13 protein-coding genes are annotated in these 17,649 nt (G+C 34.7%); 12 read left to right on the forward strand and 1 reads right to left on the reverse strand.

Annotated elements, in window-relative coordinates; all coding sequences use genetic code 11:
• The first annotated feature begins 81 nt into the window (after positions 1-81).
• The 6 genes from ACGK9U_RS14040 (at position 82) to ACGK9U_RS14065 (ending at position 10,027) form a co-directional block, all read left to right on the forward strand.
• Positions 82-2,835, forward strand: coding sequence for an outer membrane beta-barrel protein (locus ACGK9U_RS14040; RefSeq protein ID WP_394467045.1), 2,754 nt, complete (start codon positions 82-84; stop codon positions 2,833-2,835).
• Positions 2,836-2,888: 53 nt separating this feature from the next.
• Complete coding sequence (locus ACGK9U_RS14045; RefSeq protein WP_394467047.1) at positions 2,889-3,593, forward strand: Insecticidal toxin complex protein; 705 nt, start codon at positions 2,889-2,891, stop codon at positions 3,591-3,593.
• A gap of 238 nt (positions 3,594-3,831) precedes the next feature.
• A complete protein-coding gene (guaB, locus tag ACGK9U_RS14050) occupies positions 3,832-5,304 on the forward strand; it encodes an IMP dehydrogenase (protein WP_394467048.1) in 1,473 nt (490 codons plus the stop codon).
• A 244-nt stretch (positions 5,305-5,548) separates the two neighbouring features.
• Positions 5,549-7,189, forward strand: a complete 1,641-nt coding sequence (locus tag ACGK9U_RS14055; RefSeq protein WP_394467049.1) for a CTP synthase — start codon at positions 5,549-5,551, stop codon at positions 7,187-7,189.
• 77 nt (positions 7,190-7,266) lie between these two features.
• Positions 7,267-9,165 (forward strand): membrane protein insertase YidC, encoded by a 1,899-nt coding sequence (yidC, locus tag ACGK9U_RS14060; protein ID WP_394467050.1) that lies wholly within the window; start codon positions 7,267-7,269, stop codon positions 9,163-9,165.
• Positions 9,166-9,328: 163 nt separating this feature from the next.
• Entirely contained in the window at positions 9,329-10,027 is a 699-nt protein-coding gene (locus ACGK9U_RS14065; RefSeq protein ID WP_394467052.1) for a toxin-antitoxin system YwqK family antitoxin, read from the forward strand.
• Positions 10,028-10,105: 78 nt separating this feature from the next.
• Here ACGK9U_RS14065 and ACGK9U_RS14070 read toward each other — a convergent pair whose 3' ends face one another.
• Positions 10,106-11,062, reverse strand: a complete 957-nt coding sequence (locus tag ACGK9U_RS14070) for a fasciclin domain-containing protein (RefSeq protein ID WP_394467053.1) — start codon at positions 11,060-11,062, stop codon at positions 10,106-10,108.
• A 189-nt stretch (positions 11,063-11,251) separates the two neighbouring features.
• Between ACGK9U_RS14070 and mnmA the strand changes: the two genes are divergently transcribed.
• The 6 genes from mnmA (at position 11,252) to ACGK9U_RS14100 (ending at position 17,643) form a co-directional block, all read left to right on the forward strand.
• Positions 11,252-12,439, forward strand: a complete 1,188-nt coding sequence (gene mnmA, locus ACGK9U_RS14075) for a tRNA 2-thiouridine(34) synthase MnmA (protein ID WP_394467054.1) — start codon at positions 11,252-11,254, stop codon at positions 12,437-12,439.
• A 26-nt stretch (positions 12,440-12,465) separates the two neighbouring features.
• On the forward strand, positions 12,466-14,082 hold the full coding sequence (locus tag ACGK9U_RS14080; protein ID WP_394467055.1) for a S8 family serine peptidase: 1,617 nt from the start codon (positions 12,466-12,468) through the stop codon (positions 14,080-14,082).
• Complete coding sequence (locus ACGK9U_RS14085) at positions 14,083-15,027, forward strand: NAD(P)H-dependent flavin oxidoreductase (RefSeq protein WP_394467056.1); 945 nt, start codon at positions 14,083-14,085, stop codon at positions 15,025-15,027. It abuts the gene before it with no gap.
• Between the two features lie 271 nt (positions 15,028-15,298).
• The gene (locus ACGK9U_RS14090; protein ID WP_394467081.1) at positions 15,299-16,675 is read left to right on the forward strand and encodes an MATE family efflux transporter; all 1,377 of its coding nucleotides are present in this window, start codon (positions 15,299-15,301) and stop codon (positions 16,673-16,675) included.
• A gap of 81 nt (positions 16,676-16,756) precedes the next feature.
• A complete protein-coding gene (locus tag ACGK9U_RS14095; RefSeq protein ID WP_394467057.1) occupies positions 16,757-16,984 on the forward strand; it encodes a hypothetical protein in 228 nt (75 codons plus the stop codon).
• A gap of 89 nt (positions 16,985-17,073) precedes the next feature.
• Positions 17,074-17,643, forward strand: coding sequence for a phosphatase PAP2 family protein (locus ACGK9U_RS14100; RefSeq protein ID WP_394467058.1), 570 nt, complete (start codon positions 17,074-17,076; stop codon positions 17,641-17,643).
• The last annotated feature ends 6 nt before the right edge of the window (positions 17,644-17,649 follow it).

Genomic DNA, 17,649 nt, shown 5'->3' on the forward strand with positions numbered 1-17,649 from the left:
TTAGGTTTTATTTAACATTTTCGCTTTAAACTTTTTGTTGAAAGTTAGGTCTAATCCTCGAACCTAACTAAAAACAAAACATTGAAAAATTTAGTAATACTACTGTCGTTATTTGCTTATAGTACATTATTTGCTCAAAAATTCACTTTAGAGGGCGTAGTTAAAGATCAAAGTGCTAACATTTTAGAGGGTGCTACCGTGTATCTTCAAAGCATTAAGGACAGCATCCCTATTTCTTATGGAATTACGAATAAAAGTGGTGAGTTTTCATTACAAGTTAACACCGAAACCGATTCTAAAGCTATTTTCAATATTGCCTATTTAGGTTACAAACCGTACCGAAAGGATATTGATGTACCTAGTGGAAAGGAATTAAGCTTAGGAACCATTACTTTAGATGATCAGGTGGAAGAATTGAATGTGGTTTCTATTATTGGTAAAGCACCACCAATTTTAATTAAGAAAGATACCATTGAGTATAATGCCGATAGTTTTAAAACCTTACCTAACGATAAAGCCGAAGATTTATTGAAAAAACTCCCAGGTATTGAAATAGATGTTGATGGAAATATCACCATGAACGGTATTGAAGTAGAGGCTATTAACGTAGATGGAATGCGATTTTTTGGAGAAAAGAAGGGTGAAATCGCACTTAAAAACTTACCAAGTAATGTAATAAGCAAGGTACAGGTAACCGATTATAAAACCAATAACCAAAAATTTACCGGTGAGGAATCCGATTCGGGTACTAAAGAAATAAATCTAACCATAAAAAAAGGAAAAAACCGCGCCGTTTTTGGCGATGTTAAAGTAGGTTATGGTACTGATGATAAATATCAAGCCAATGCCAATGTGTTCCAATTAATAGATGGGAAGCAATTGGGAATCATTGGAGGAACGAATAACATTAATATGTCTAAAGGTTTTAATGCTCTGCCCGATACCGATACCAGTAATGGATATATTGAATCGGATTTTCTGGGAGCTAATTATACCAAAGGAAAATGGAATGAAACCCGTGTGAACGGAAATTACAGATATGGCGCACAAAGTACCGATAGAAGACAAAAAAGCTATACAGAGAATTTTTTACCTAATTTAAATTATATTTCAAATTCTGAAAGTGCCAGTTTTAGCGATTCTGATAGCCATAATGCGGGTGGCGATTTGAAATTTATCATTCAGCCTAAAAACAAACTTTCTAAAAACAAAGTTCAAATATCCAATGAAATTGAGTTAAATGTGGAGAATTCTGAATCGGGCTCTGTTTCCAATAAAAGGTCAGAATATACCAATGACGATTTGGTAAGCGATTACTCTTCCCAAAACGAATCTATTTCAGATAATTATAGCATCAACAATGAGTTTAGCGTAACTACTATTACCGGAAAAAGAGATTATTTGAACATAGGTTTAACCACCAACTTTAGTAAAGGTAATTCCGATAGCAAAAAATATTCTGAAAACTATATTGAAAGGTTAAATGAAACGGTGGTTCAGGACCAAATTAACAATACCGATACTTATAATAGTAACATCCGATTGAATGCTTTTTGGAGTAAAGAACTTTTTACTAATTTTAGGTTAATGCCTAGGTATTCGGCAAGTATCAATGCTCAGAATAGTGAAAAATATATTTATGATTATGATGAAGATACAGATGATTATGATGATTTTAATGAAGTTTTAAGTTCGGACAGTAGATATTCCACGACAACCGTTAGGCCTGCTTTAAGATTACGATATGAGTATAAATATTTTCGTTTTGAAGTTGAAGGAGGCTATACAAATACCTATAGAAATTATAGAGATGAATTAGTGGCTGCCCGTGATTTTAAAACCGATTTTGAGTACGCAACTTATTCAACAAGAATACGTTATCGCGATAAAAACGGTTATAAAAACATCAATTTAAGCTATAACCAAAATGTTGATTTACCTTCTGCAAACCAATTGCAACCGGTTGAAGATGTAAGCGATATCACCCATATTCGTGTTGGTAATCCATTTTTAGAACCTGAAATCAATCATAACATTCGATTTGAATATCATAATAACTTGGCGTTCAACAACATCAACATCACAGGGAATTTAAGGGCGGAATTTATTCAAGACAAAATTATTAGCTCTACCATTACCGATGAAGATTTGAATAGATACACCACCTATGATAATATTAATGGCGACTACTCTTATTCAGGAAATGCAGCCATTTCAAAATCGTTTTACAATAAAAAAACGAATATGAGTATCAATGCACGTATCAATGGTTCGTATAGCAATTCCTTATCCATTCAAAACGCCATTGTATTTACAGGTAAAACAACTAATATTCGCCCATCAGTATCGTTCAAATATTCTTATGATAATAAGTTAGATTTTAGTGGAACTTACAGTTATTCAACCACCAAAAGCGTGTATGATACCGATGCCTTCAACGATAATGCATTTTTTGTGCAAAACGTGGATTTTGAATCGTCTATATTCTTTGTTAAAAATGTATTCTTATCAAACAAAGTATCTTACCGTTATAATAGTAGAGTAGGCGATGAGTTTGATGGTGATGCCATTTTTTGGAATGCAGGACTTGGTATAGAATTATGGGATAACAAAGCAACCTTAACATTGGTTGGTTATGATATGTTAGGGAAAAATAATGGTTACAGACGCTCGGTAACAGAAACATCCATTCAAGATACTGAAAGCAATATTTTAGAACAGTATTTTATGCTAAACTTTACTTATAAATTCGGACGATTTGCAGGTCAAAATATGAATATGGGTGAAAGAGGCAGAGGCAGTAGAGGCGGCTTTGGCGGTGGCAGACGCAGGTAATATTATAAACTGATATTAAAATCAATAGTAATTTCTCGTATTTTTATGCCATTATGAGGATATACTGTTTTTTGTTTCTGTTTGTTTTAAATCTATCTGTTTATGCGAAAGAGTGGACGAGTATAAGGATTTACCATGAAGTTACGGGAAAAGAAAATCTTTTACCTTCCGATTGGCTAAAATCGGACAGAGTAAATAATACCGCGGTTTGGCAGCAGGCCAATGTTTTCAACTTAGAATACAACTTACCTAAAGAATATGCAGGTTTAGCCGAACGTAAAGACTTTTACAATTGGGTACAAGCTGAAGTTGAAAAACAAGGGCATCAAGTTGTTTGGCTTAAAATGGCGGATTTTATTTCTAGCAAATTGCATACAATGGAAACCTTTCCAAATGTTGTGTTTGTAAATAAAAAAATCATGAACTACGCACAAAGTTGCAGTGAGACCATTTTTGAAAATTCATTTTCTGAAATAAAAAAACTATTTGAATCTGCTCATATCTTAAATGAAGAAGCAGGATTACTGTGGGATAAAAACATGTTGTATAAAGAACAATATGTTTGGGTTAATGATATTATTAATACCATTGATATGCGTAGTTTAAAAAAGATAGAAAACATATTGCAAGGAAAATGTTTATACGGACTCTTTGTTCCAAAAGCAATTAGGTTTACAGGTGATTTAGAAAATAAAGAAATGCGCTATGAATACGCTCTTAATACGCTAAGACCTTATTTTCAAAACTTGAATAAATAATTTATTTCGTTATTTTTCTTCTGAATATCCGTAATTTGTAATAACTCAATTTTTAGGTCAGGTCAATAGCTTCCGATAGTTATCGGGATGAGGTGACACCAGATTATAAGTAATAGCGTACAATCAATTTTTCTTTAAATAAGAAATGTAAATTACTATTTTTTATTCCTTAATTTTTACGCGATTCAAACAGAAAAAAATGTGTATATTTGCACGCAATTATAATTATAATTGCATCATGACTGCACACGAAAATAAAATTCTAGGGGAAGGGCTGACCTACGACGACGTCCTACTAGTTCCAGCATATTCTGAAGTACTTCCGCGCGAAGTTAATATTCAAACAAAATTCACACGAAACATTACCATAAATGTGCCTATTATTTCGGCAGCTATGGATACCGTTACTGAAAGCAAAATGGCTATTGCCATGGCACAAGAAGGAGGTATTGGGGTACTTCATAAAAACATGACGATAGAAGCGCAGGCTTTAAAAGTTAGAAAAGTAAAACGTGCCGAAAGCGGTATGATTATGGATCCTGTCACCTTACCACTTACCGCAAAAGTTATCGATGCAAAAAAAGCGATGGCCGAATATGGCATTGGTGGTATTCCTATTGTAGATGAAGATGGTACGCTTAAAGGGATTGTAACTAATCGTGATTTGCGTTTCGAACACGATAAAAAGCGTCCTATTGTTGAGGTTATGACGAGTGAAAACTTAGTAACCGCTGCTGTTGGAACTTCTTTAAATGATGCAGAAATCATTCTTCAACAACATAAAATTGAAAAATTATTGATTGTTGATGATAACTATAAACTATCTGGTTTAATTACCTTTAGAGATATTACCAAATTAAGCCAAAAGCCTATGGCGAACAAAGACCAATATGGTCGTTTGCGTGTAGCAGCAGCGATTGGCGTAACTGGTGATGCGGTTGATAGAGCTGAAGCTTTAGTAAATGCTGGGGTTGATGCAGTGGTTATTGATACAGCACACGGGCATACCAAAGGTGTGGTTGGTGTTTTAAAAGAAATAAAAGGAAAATTCCCGAATTTAGATGTTATTGTTGGTAATATTGCTACGGGAGCTGCAGCAAAATATTTAGTAGAAGCAGGTGCCGATGCCGTAAAAGTTGGTATTGGTCCAGGTTCTATATGTACCACACGTGTAGTTGCAGGTGTGGGTTTTCCTCAGTTTTCAGCGGTATTGGAAGTAGCTGCGGCTATTAAAGGTACAGGCGTTCCGGTAATTGCCGATGGTGGTATCCGTTATACGGGCGATATCCCGAAAGCCATTGCAGCTGGAGCAGATACCGTGATGTTAGGTTCGTTATTGGCAGGAACTAAAGAATCGCCAGGGGAAACCATAATTTATGAGGGAAGAAAATTCAAATCGTACCGTGGTATGGGTTCTGTGGAAGCAATGCAAACAGGTTCTAAAGACCGCTATTTCCAAGATGTAGAAGACGATATAAAAAAATTAGTACCAGAAGGTATTGTAGGTCGTGTACCTTATAAAGGTGATTTATACGAAAGCATCCACCAATTCATAGGCGGTTTACGTGCAGGTATGGGCTACTGCGGTGCTAAAGATATTGCCACTTTAAAAGAAACAGGACAGTTTGTTAAAATTACAGCAAGTGGTATTAACGAAAGCCACCCACACGATGTAACCATTACTAAAGAATCTCCTAATTATTCTAGGTAGATTTTTAATGGTTAGTTTTAAAATATAAAATCCAGCAGCTTGCTGGATTTTTTTATGTTTTTATTATTGAAATATTTTTTACGGATGCATTTAAAGTTGATTTGCTCAAAGTCAAACTTTTTATAAAAAATCAAACTACTTTTCTTTCTGGCATCCTTGTTAAAAACTCCCATGAAATAACTAAAAACTTATTCGAGAATAACTATTTTAATTTTGTAAATTTGCCTGCGTTTATAAGCGCAACATGACAACTACAGCAAAATACATTTTTGTAACCGGTGGGGTTACATCATCATTAGGAAAGGGCATTATTGCAGCATCGCTTGCTAAATTACTTCAGGCCCAAGGATATCGAGTAACTATTCAAAAATTAGATCCGTACATAAACGTAGATCCAGGAACATTAAATCCATACGAACATGGCGAATGTTATGTTACCGAAGATGGTGCAGAAACCGATTTGGATTTAGGTCACTACGAGCGTTTTTTAAACGTGCCTACCAGTCAAGCAAACAATGTAACCACTGGGCGCATTTACCAAAGTGTGATACAAAAGGAGCGTAGAGGTGAATTTTTGGGTAAAACGGTTCAGGTAGTCCCTCATATTACCGATGAAATTAAAGAACGTATCCAGCTTTTAGGAAAATCGGGTGATTACGATATTATTATTACCGAAATAGGTGGAACGGTTGGTGATATTGAGTCTTTACCTTATGTAGAGGCAGTGCGTCAATTACGTTGGGATTTGGGTGAAGATAACGGTATTGTTATCCATTTAACTTTAGTGCCTTATTTGGCTGCTGCGGGCGAATTGAAAACAAAACCAACACAACATAGTGTAAAAACCTTGATGGAAAGTGGTGTGCAAGCTGATATTTTGGTTTGTAGAACCGAACACGATTTACCGTACGATTTACGTAGAAAACTAGCTTTGTTCTGTAACGTTAGGGAAGAAGCAGTTATTCAATCTATCGATGCTTCAACCATTTACGATGTGCCAAACTTAATGTTGGAAGAAGGTTTGGATAAAGTGGTATTGAAGAAATTAGGATTGCAAAGTTCTACACCCGATATTACCAAATGGAATCAATTTTTAACCCGTCATAAAAATCCAAAAACCGAAATTACTATTGGTTTAATTGGAAAATATGTGGAGTTGCAAGATTCGTATAAATCTATTTTAGAAGCTTTTATTCATGCAGGTGCAGAAAACGAGGTGAAAGTTAATATAGAGTCCGTGCATTCTGAGTATTTAAATGAAGATAATATTCAACTTAAATTAGCACATTTAGATGGTGTTTTGGTAGCGCCAGGTTTTGGTGAGCGTGGTATTGAAGGTAAAATTGATGCCGTTAGATATGTGCGTGAAAACAATGTACCATTTTTTGGTATCTGCTTAGGCATGCAAATGGCAGTTATTGAGTTTGCTAGAAATGTATTGGGTATTAAAGATGCCGATTCTACCGAAATGAGTCCAGAAACAAAAAACCCTGTTATTGGCTTAATGGAAGACCAAAAAAACATTACTGATAAAGGTGGTACCATGCGTTTAGGCGCTTGGGATTGCGATTTGAAAATTGGTAGTGCTGTTCGTGATATTTACAAAGCTGAAAGCATTAAGGAGCGTCACAGACACCGTTACGAATTTAACGGCAAATACAAAGAGCAAATGGAAGCTGCTGGTTTAGTAGCTACAGGTTTAAACCCAGATACCGGATTGGTGGAAATTGTTGAAATACCAAGCCATCCATGGTTTGTTGGTGTGCAATACCACCCAGAGTATAAGAGTACGGTTGCCAATCCACACCCCTTATTTGTGGCGTTTGTTAAGGCAGCTTTAAATTATAAAAAGAAGAAATCAAGTGTCAGAATGGCACAAAATTAATATTGGATAGCTTATTGATATAAGGTAGAGCGTTTTAGTTATAACGCCAATCTTTTTACTAGATACATAGAGAATACATGGAAGAAAAAAAATTAGATGTTAATTCGATTATAGGGTTTTTACTTATTTTCGGAATATTAATGTACATGCTTTGGCAAAATCAACCAACGCCAGAAGAACTTGAAGCTCAAGAAAAAGCAAAACAAGAACAGGTTGAAAAGGAAAACAAGGCTAAAGCGCTACAACCTCAAGTTGCCACTGTTGAAGATATGCATGTTGGTACTACCGATTCACTTCAATTAGTAAATTTAAAAAACAAATTAGGGGCGTTTGCATATTCTGCCGCTACTGCTTCAAAAGAAGAAACTGTTGTAGAAAGCGATTTGTTGGCTTTAAAATTCAACAACAAAGGTGGATATCTTTCAGAAGTAAAGCTTAAAAAACACACCGATTTTAATGATAAACCCATCTACATCATTAAAGATAACAACGCATCTTTCAATATTAATTTCGGAACTACCGATAGCCGAATTTTAAATACCAAAGATTTATATTTTCAGCCTACAGTAACCAAAAACGGCAATACGACCGTAGTTTCCATGAAGCTAAAAGTATCTGAAAGTAAGTTTTTAGAGTACCGCTATGAGTTGAAAGAAGGCGATTATATGTTGGATTTCAACATTCGTTCACAAGGCTTGAGTGATGTTTTTAACAGTTCACAACCTATTAATTTAGATTGGAATTTAAAAACCTACCGTCATGCCAAAAGTATTTCTTATGAAAACAGATATACCGAAGTTGTTTTTGAATATGAAGATGGTAAAGACGATTATTTAGGTCAACGTGAACTTTCAGACGACACTGCTGAAGATGTAACCTATGTAGCTTTTAAACAGCACTTTTTCACATCAATTCTATTGGCAGACACGCCATTTAAAACTGGTGCTTTTGAATCTAGAAACCTAGTTCAAAACGAAGATATTGATACGGTTTATACCAAAGCTTTTTCGGCTAAATTGCCTTTAGAACTTGCTGGTGGCGAGATTAACAAATCGATGGATTGGTATTATGGACCTAGTGATTTCAAAATTCTAAACAAATACGATAGAAATTTAGATGAAATCGTGCCTTTGGGTTGGGGTATTTTTGGATGGATAAACAAGTATCTATTCATACCTTTATTTGCCTTTTTAGGAGACTTTTTACCTTACGGAATCGTTATTATTGTAATGACGATATTAATTAAATTAGTATTGTCGTTCGTTCAATACAAACAGTTTTTATCGCAAGCGAAAATGAAAATTCTAAAACCGGAATTGGATGCCATTCGTGCTAAGTATAAAGACAATAAAATGAAAGCGCAACAAGAAACCTTGTCGCTTCAAACCAAAGCAGGGGCAAGCCCCATGGCAGGTTGTATACCGGCATTGGTACAGTTACCCGTATTTTATGCATTGTTCCAATTTTTCCCATCGGCGTTTGATTTGCGTCAAAAAAGTTTCCTTTGGGCAGAGGATTTATCATCTTATGACACGATTTATCATTTTCCTCCTGGATGGAAAATATGGTTTTATGGCGACCACGTTAGTTTGTTCCCAATATTAGCATCTATTGCTATTTTCTTCTATATGCGTTTAACAACAGGCGACCAAATGGCGTCTCAACCAACGCAAGAAGGGATGCCGGATATGGCTAAAATGATGAAATATATGATGTACTTTTCGCCAATTATGATGTTGTTTTTCTTCAATAATTATGCATCAGGATTGAGTTTGTACTATTTCATTTCAAACGTCATTAGTATTGGTATCATTTTAGTAATTAAAAATTATATTCTTGATGAAGATAAGATACATGCTCAAATTCAAGAAAATAAAAAGAAACCTAAAAAAGAAAGTCGTTTCCAACAGAAAATGAAGGAAATGATGGAGCAGGCAGAACAGCAAAAACAAATGCAACAAAAACGCAAAAAATAAGTATCCTACAAGGTTTATTATTCCTGCAAGGTTTATAAAACCTTGTAGGTATTAAACAAAGTTTAAAAAGCTGTCAATAAAATCAATTTGGCAGCTTTTTTGTTAAATGCAATTTGACAGGATTTGTTTCGTTTAATGAAATAAAAAATAGTATTAAGTTTTTATGAAAACAGTTTTAGCCTTATTTTTATTGATTACGGCCCTTGCTTCAGCCCAAGAAATCAATCAATTGGATGCTCACGGAAAAAACCATGGAATCTGGAGAAAGAATTTTGAGGGCACCAACATACCTAGATATGAAGGTGAATTTCTTCATGGCAAAGAAATAGGCACGTTTAAGTTTTATAAAAACATAAAGAAAAAAGCGGTTTTAACAGCTACCAAAGAGTTTAATGAAAATAACTCTAAGGCTTATGTGAAGTTTTACGCTTCAACCGGAAAAGTGATTAGCGAAGGACAAATGGATGGTAAAAATTACATTGGCGAATGGAAATATTATCAAAAAACAAATGACAAATTATTAACCTTAGAACATTATAACGATTCAGGAATCTTGCATGGAGAACGTATTGTATATTATCCTAACGGACAAATAGCCGAAAGCCAAACGTATAAAGATGGAAAATTAGAAGGTGTTTCGGTGGTGTATTCTGATAAAAATGTCGTGTTAAGTGAGGTGGTATATGTGAATGGTGAATTGCATGGTTATTCAAAGTATTATTCACCAAAAGGAGAATTGGTAGCTGAAGGTTTGTACAAAAATGATAAAAAGGATGGTGTTTGGAAATACTATAAAGATGGAAAATTAACTGAAGAAAAGGATTTTAGTTACGCACCAAAACACATAAAAAAAACTCCTTAATTTCTTAAGGAGTCTTATTTTTCATAGACAATTTTATTTATGAGAGTTATTAATCATTGTCTACAAAAACCAACCAAACTAACTTTGTAAATTAGGTATAGCCACTTTGTTTATTACGTGTATCACACCATTTCCAGCTTGTACATCTACAGCAATTATTCCAATGTCCATATTTCCAGAACCATCGGTCATGTTTGCAATATTCCCACCAGTACCTGGTAATGTAATAGTTAAGTTATTTCCCTGTAAGGTTGGAGCCACCGTATTTCCGTTAGGAGTCAACGCGCTCGATTGAATGTTGCCAGAAACCACATGGTGCAATAATACTTGTGTTAAAGTTGATTCTTCAGGAACACTAGATAATGCACTAAAAGCAGCATTGGTTGGAGCGAAAACAGTGTAAGCTTCATCGGTGTCTGAAAGTACGGAAACAAAATCGGTAGCAGGAGTTAGAGTTGTCAATGCACTTACCAATGTTGTAAAATTAGGGTCAGCGGTAGCAAATGTTACTACTGTAGGAATTCCAATTACGGCATCTACAACATGAATAACACCGTTTGTTGCCTCAATATTTGCAGTTGTAACATTGGATACACCATTCAGTTTTACACCGCCAGACGTATTTACAAACATGCTTAAGTTTAAATCGGTATCCGCATAAGTAGCCAAGGTGTTTTTATAACCTGTAGATAGACTTGAAGCAGGTAGTTCTTCAGCAATGACGTGGTTTAACAATACTTGGGTTAATACGTTTACAGGAACATCGTTTACAGATGCAAAATTATTAGCAGATAGGAAAGCTTCAAAAGCAGTATTTGTTGGGGCAAATACGGTATATTCACCAGAACTATCAAGAACATTTACTAAGTTAGCTCTATCTAATGCAGTTACTAAACTTTCTAAACCAGGAGTTGCTATTGCTATTTCAGCAATGGTTTCTGGAGTTTTTACAGGATCATCATCGTCACATGATACTGTCATTAATAGCGCAAAAACCATCAAAGACATTTTACTAATTAAATTTAATTTTTTCATGGTATAATTTTTATAAGGTTTATTTGTTGTTTAACATAAATATAAAAACTTTAAACAAAATGAATAATTTTTGTTTAAAGTTTTGTTAAAAATAATAAACAAACATTTTTTAACAATTTTCAAAGGTTGTTCTATGTTAACTTTTAGTAGTATATAATTTATATCTTTGCAGAATAATTTTTTAAATAAATGAAACGCGTAATTATAGGACTTTCTGGTGGTGTAGATTCTAGCGTTGCAGCTTATATATTAAAGCAGCAAGGGTATGAGGTTATTGGTTTGTTTATGAAAAATTGGCATGATGATTCGGTAACGATTTCAAACGAATGCCCTTGGTTAGACGATAGTAACGACGCTATGTTAGTGGCTGAAAAATTGGGTATTCCTTTCCAAACGGTCGATTTAAGTGAGCAGTACAAAGAACGTATTGTAGACTATATGTTCCACGAATATGAAAAAGGAAGAACACCAAACCCCGATGTGCTTTGTAACAGAGAGATAAAGTTTGATGTGTTTATGAATATTGCCCTAGAACTTGGTGCCGATTATGTTGCCACGGGACATTATTGCAGAAAGGGAACCATTCAAAAAGACGGAAAAGAAATTTACCAGTTGTTGGCAGGAAAAGATGATAATAAAGACCAGTCGTATTTTTTATGTCAGCTATCACAAGCACAATTAGCAAAATCATTGTTTCCCATAGGGGAATTAACCAAACCACAAGTTCGTGAAATAGCTATGGAATTGGATTTGGTTACCGCAGAAAAGAAAGATTCCCAAGGGCTTTGTTTTATAGGTAAAGTGAAGTTGCCAGATTTTCTTCAACAGCAATTAAAACCTAAAGAGGGTATTATTGTTGAAATCCCAAAGGAACAAACTATTTTCAGTGAAGAAACTCCTGAATTTCATTCCGAAAAAGAAAAATTAGAATACCTATCTCGTAAAATCAATTATAAAGTCGATTACGGAAAAGTTGTTGGCAAACACCAAGGGGCCCATTATTTTACAAAAGGACAGCGCAAAGGGTTGGCTGTTGGAGGTACTTTAGAGCCATTATTTGTAATTGACACCGACGTTGAAGAAAACGTTATTTACACAGGCCAAGGAAAAGAGCACCCAGGTTTATTAAAAAAAGCATTGTTTGTTAGTAACGAAGAATTACATTGGATACGCGAAGATTTAGCTTTAGAAGTGGATGAAACTATGCAAGTAATGGCAAGAATTCGGTATAGACAACCATTACAACAAGCCACATTGCACAAAGTAGATGCTGGTTTGTATGTTGAGTTTGAAGCATTTCAATCGGCCATTACCGAAGGACAATTTGTGGCGTGGTATTTAGAAGATGAGTTAGTAGGTTCGGGGGTTATTTCTTAAATTGCAATAACTTAAATTCAATTTATATGAAGAAGCGTTTGTTGCTTTTTGGGGTTTTATGCACTCAGTTCATGGTTTTGGCACAGCAAGATGCATGGGTGTATTTAAAAGACAAGCAAAATGTTGAAACTTCTATTGTAAATCCAACAACAATTTTATCCCAAAAAGCAATTGATAGAAAAAATAGGCACAATGTGGTTATTGATGCGCGTGATGTACCTGTAAATGAATCCTATATAACTCAACTTAAAAATGCTACCGGTATTACCGTAATGGCAAAATCCAAATGGTTTAATGCAGTTCATGTAAGAGGGGCCGAAACGGATATTAACAATCTAAAAACAACTTTTTCTTTTGTAGACCACATAGAATTTGCCAACAGAAGTTTGAATACTTCTAAAAAATCTCAAGAAAAAAATCAATCAAAATTTACGAGTGCTTTAACCAATTTTACTTATGGTACTGCAGCCAATCAAATTGAAATGATAAAAGGCGAGCAACTTCATTTAGCAAATTATACCGGTACAGGAATGACGGTAGCGGTTATTGACGCAGGTTTTCCTAATGTAAATAATATGGCTGGTTTTCAACGTTTAAGAAATGCCAACAATATTTTAGGGACTTATGATTTTGTGGGTAGAGATACCGATGTTTATACCAATACCACCAGTAATCATGGAACCTTGGTTTTAAGCACCATGGCTGGTTATATTGAAAACCAGTTTGTTGGTACGGCACCCGATGCATCTTATTATTTGTTTATAACCGAATATGCCCCAACTGAAAATCCTGTAGAAGAAAGTTATTGGGTAGAAGCAGCTGAACTCGCCGATAGTTTAGGCGTAGATGTTATAAATTCATCGTTAGGATATACAACTTACGACAATGCAAATTACAGTTATTCGCCGTCTGATATGAACGGAAATACCGCTTATATTTCAAAAGGAGCTAATATTGCTTTTGAAAAAGGAATTTTGGTTGTTAATTCCGCAGGAAACGATGGAAATACTAGTTGGCAAATTGTAGTTGCTCCGGCAGATGCTGCTGGGGTGTTCAGTATTGGTGCTGTACAATCTAATGGTTTGTATGCTACTTTTAGTTCTAGAGGGAATATTACACAACCCACACGTAAACCTGATGTGGTAGCGCAAGGCCAAGGTAGTGTGGTAATTTTCGAAAATGATGTTATAGCTAGTGCTAACGGAACATCATTTAGTTCGCCTATTATGTCAGGTGGTTTAGCGTGTTTATGGCAAGCTTTGCCAAATAAAACAAATGCAGAAATTATGCAGTTGGTTCGAGAATCAGCTTCACAATATAATTCTCCTGATTATTTTTTAGGTTACGGTATCCCAAATTTACAAACAGCATTAAATTTAGCGCTTTCCATTGATAAGAATGATAAAGATATTGCTGTTAGCTTATTTCCAAACCCCGTGAAAAAGTTTGCTTATTTAAAGCTGCCTATTTCGGAAGAACGAGTTTCTATAACTGTTTTCAATATGTTAGGAAAGTATTTGTTTGAAACAGTGGTTACTCCTTTAAACAACAAAATGGATGTCTCCAGTCTATCTAAAGGAGTGTACTTTGCTAAATTGGAGTCTAATAACGTTTCTAAAACAATTAAGTTCATCAAAAACTAAATGTCCAAAAATAGAATTACCGAATTATTCAATATCAAGCATCCAATAATTCAAGCAGGAATGGTTTGGAACAGTGGTTGGCGATTGGCATCGGCGGCAAGTAATGCTGGTATTTTAGGATTGATTGGTGCGGGCTCTATGTATCCAGAAGTGTTGCGAGAGCATATTCAAAAATGTAAAAAAGCAACCGATAAACCTTTTGGGGTAAACGTGCCCTTGTTGTATCCAAATATCCAAGAAATCATGGATATTATTGTAGATGAAGGCGTGAGCATAGTATTTACATCAGCAGGAAACCCAAAAATGTGGACATCGTGGTTAAAAGAACATGGTATTACAGTGGTGCATGTGGTTAGTAGTGTTAAGTTTGCTTTAAAAGCCCAAGAGGCAGGTGTAGATGCTGTTGTTGCCGAAGGTTTTGAAGCTGGTGGCCATAATGGAAGGGATGAAACCACAACGTTTACATTAATTCCCATGGTAAAAGAACAAATTCAAATTCCTTTAATTGCTGCAGGTGGTATAGCAACGGGTCGTGCTATGTTAGCGGCCATGGTTTTAGGTGCCGATGGTGTTCAGGTTGGTAGCAGGTTTGTTGCTAGTACAGAAAGTTCATCACACAATGCTTTTAAGCAATTAGTAGTGAATGTAAAAGAAGGTGATACCCAATTAACACTTAAAGAATTGGCGCCAGTACGATTGATAAAAAATAAGTTTTATAATGATGTTCAAGAGCTTTATAAAAAGTCTCCCACAACAGAACAGTTGAAAGAATTATTAGGTAGAGCAAGAGCCAAAAAAGGTATGTTTGAAGGCGATTTAGATGAAGGCGAGTTGGAAATAGGTCAAGTGGCAGGCCTAATACATGATATAAAGCCCGTATCACAAATTGTTGAAGAAATGTTGTTTGAGTTTGAGTTAGCCAAAGAACATTTTAAACGTTTGTAGAATAAAAAAGGAGGAAAGTTTATTTTCCTCCTTAAATTTTTAAAACATTAACTAATATATCTTAAATCCCTGTAAAACAAAAGCTAATAGTTTTTAAAATGCTATATATTCTTAATAAGAGAATGTCTATTTGGTTAATATAAATGTATGAAAAAGCGTTCTATTTAATATTTGGACTTGTCACAAGTTATTAACATTTGTTAATTTATTTCTTCTTTATGATTCTCTTTAAAAATTGGTCTATGCTATTCCTAAAGCTTACTTTTGCATGATGCAATTAAAAGACTATACCAGAGAATTTAAATACAATTGGCAATTGGCTGCCCCAGTTATGTTGGGTATGTTGGGGCATACCTTTGTAGGTTTTGTAGATAATATTATGGTAGGTCAATTAGGAACTGCCGAACTCGCTGCGGTATCCTTGGGCAACAGTTTTATGTTTATAGCCATGTCTTTGGGTATTGGTTTTTCAACAGCCATAACACCTTTAATAGCAGAAGCTGATGCCGAAAATAATTTCGAAAGGGGTAAATCTACATTTAAGCACGGGTTATTTTTATGTACTATTTTAGGTATTGCTCTTTTTTTAATTCTACTTTCAGCAAAACCACTTATGTATTTAATGAAACAACCCATTGAGGTTGTTGAATTGGCAATTCCGTATTTAGATTTGGTAGCATTTTCATTAATACCATTAATCATATTCCAAGGTTTTAAACAGTTTAGTGATGGTTTGTCCATGACACGCTATCCCATGTATGCAACCATAGTAGCTAACATTTTGAACGTAGTCTTAAACTATTTACTAATCTTCGGGAAATTTGGTTTCCCAGAAATGGGGATTGTAGGAGCTGCATATGGAACACTAATTTCAAGAATATTTATGGTTTGGTATATCTGGTTTTTACTAAAGCTGAAAGAAAAATCGAAAGTATATGTAACCCAAATAAAGTTTTTTGTTTTAGATAAATTAATGCTTAAAAACATAATGAATTTAGGTTCGCCAAGTGCTATGCAAATGTTTTTTGAAGTCGGTATTTTTACCGCAGCTATTTGGCTGAGTGGGTTGTTGGGTAAAAATCCACAAGCGGCAAATCAAATTGCTTTAAACTTAAGTTCTATGACATTTATGGTTGCAACAGGGTTAAGTGTAGCCGCTATGATACGTGTAGGAAATCAAAAAGGGTTGCAAAATTATGTTGAGTTACGTCGGGTTGCATTTTCCATATTTTTATTAGGCATTATTTTGGCATCGTGTTTTGCAATTATGTTTTTTGTTTTTCATAATCAATTGCCAAAGCTGTATGTGGATTTTGAAGATGCTAAAAATTTAGTTGATAACACCGAAGTAGTTGGAATTGCCTCAAAACTTTTAATTGCGGCTGCCATTTTTCAATTAAGTGATAGTGTACAGGTACTCGTATTAGGAGCCTTAAGAGGTTTACAGGATGTTAAAATACCAACTATTATCACCTTTATTTCATATTGGCTTATAGGGTTTCCTATTAGTTGGTTTTTAGGAAAAGAAGATGCCTTTGGTAGTTTTGGTATTTGGTTGGGCTTGTTATCAGGATTAACAACCGCTGCTATTTTATTGTATATTCGATTCAATTATCTCACAAAAAAACTAATTTTGTCAAAAATGTAAAGTCGTTGGTTGTGGAGTCGTTTAGTTGATTTGCAACTACTCAGCTTAACAACTAAACAACAAACAACTAAAGAAAAAAATATGAGCCTTCCAAAATTTATACTAGGCGATAATACCGATTATCCGAATGCTATTTATGTGATTCATACTGAATTCCCTCGATTTATTATAAACCTAGAAGATGATGAAATTGAATGGTTTGAAGATTTTGATGATGAAGATGAACAGGAATTGTTGGCAGAAACTGAAAATATGATAAAACTTGCTACCGAGTTTTACGACAATGAAATTTTAAAATACGAAGACTAATTCTGCGTTAAGGGTAGCAGTGGAAAGCCCACAGCGAGGACTTGTAACGGATAACCTGACCCGACAGGGTAACGCCAAAATAATTATAGATGATTGAACGTCTTTTAGAATACGATGCCACATTATTTTTGTTTTTAAACAATTTAGGCTCGCCAACTTGGGATAATTTGTGGTTAATAATTACCCATGAGGCTACATTTGTGCCATTGTATGTTATATTGTTATTTTTTTTATACAAGAAATTCGGGCTTAAAGCATTACTGATTTTTGTTGTGCTAGTAGCTTTAATGATAACGTTTACCGACCAAATAACCAATGTTTTTAAAAATGGTTTTGCTAGACCAAGACCTTGTGGTGAAGCGGCATTAATAGACCATATGCGTTTTATTGCAGTACGTTGTGGTAAGTATGGTTTCTTTTCCGGACATGCATCAAACTCAATGGCTGCGGCAGTTTTTGCTGGGTTAATGCTGAAACCATATTACAAAAACTTGATATTTATTTTGCTGTTTTGGAGTGCAATGGTTGCATACAGTAGAATTTACGTCGGGGTTCATTATCCGTTAGATATTGTTTGCGGATTAATCTTTGGTGCAATAACCGGTTTTGGGTTTTATAAATTGGCTAAATACCTTTTAGCTAAATATATACCAACTTAATTTTTG

The organism is Mariniflexile sp. HNIBRBA6329 (assembly GCF_043558645.1).
Classification (GTDB): Bacteria; Bacteroidota; Bacteroidia; order Flavobacteriales; family Flavobacteriaceae; genus Mariniflexile.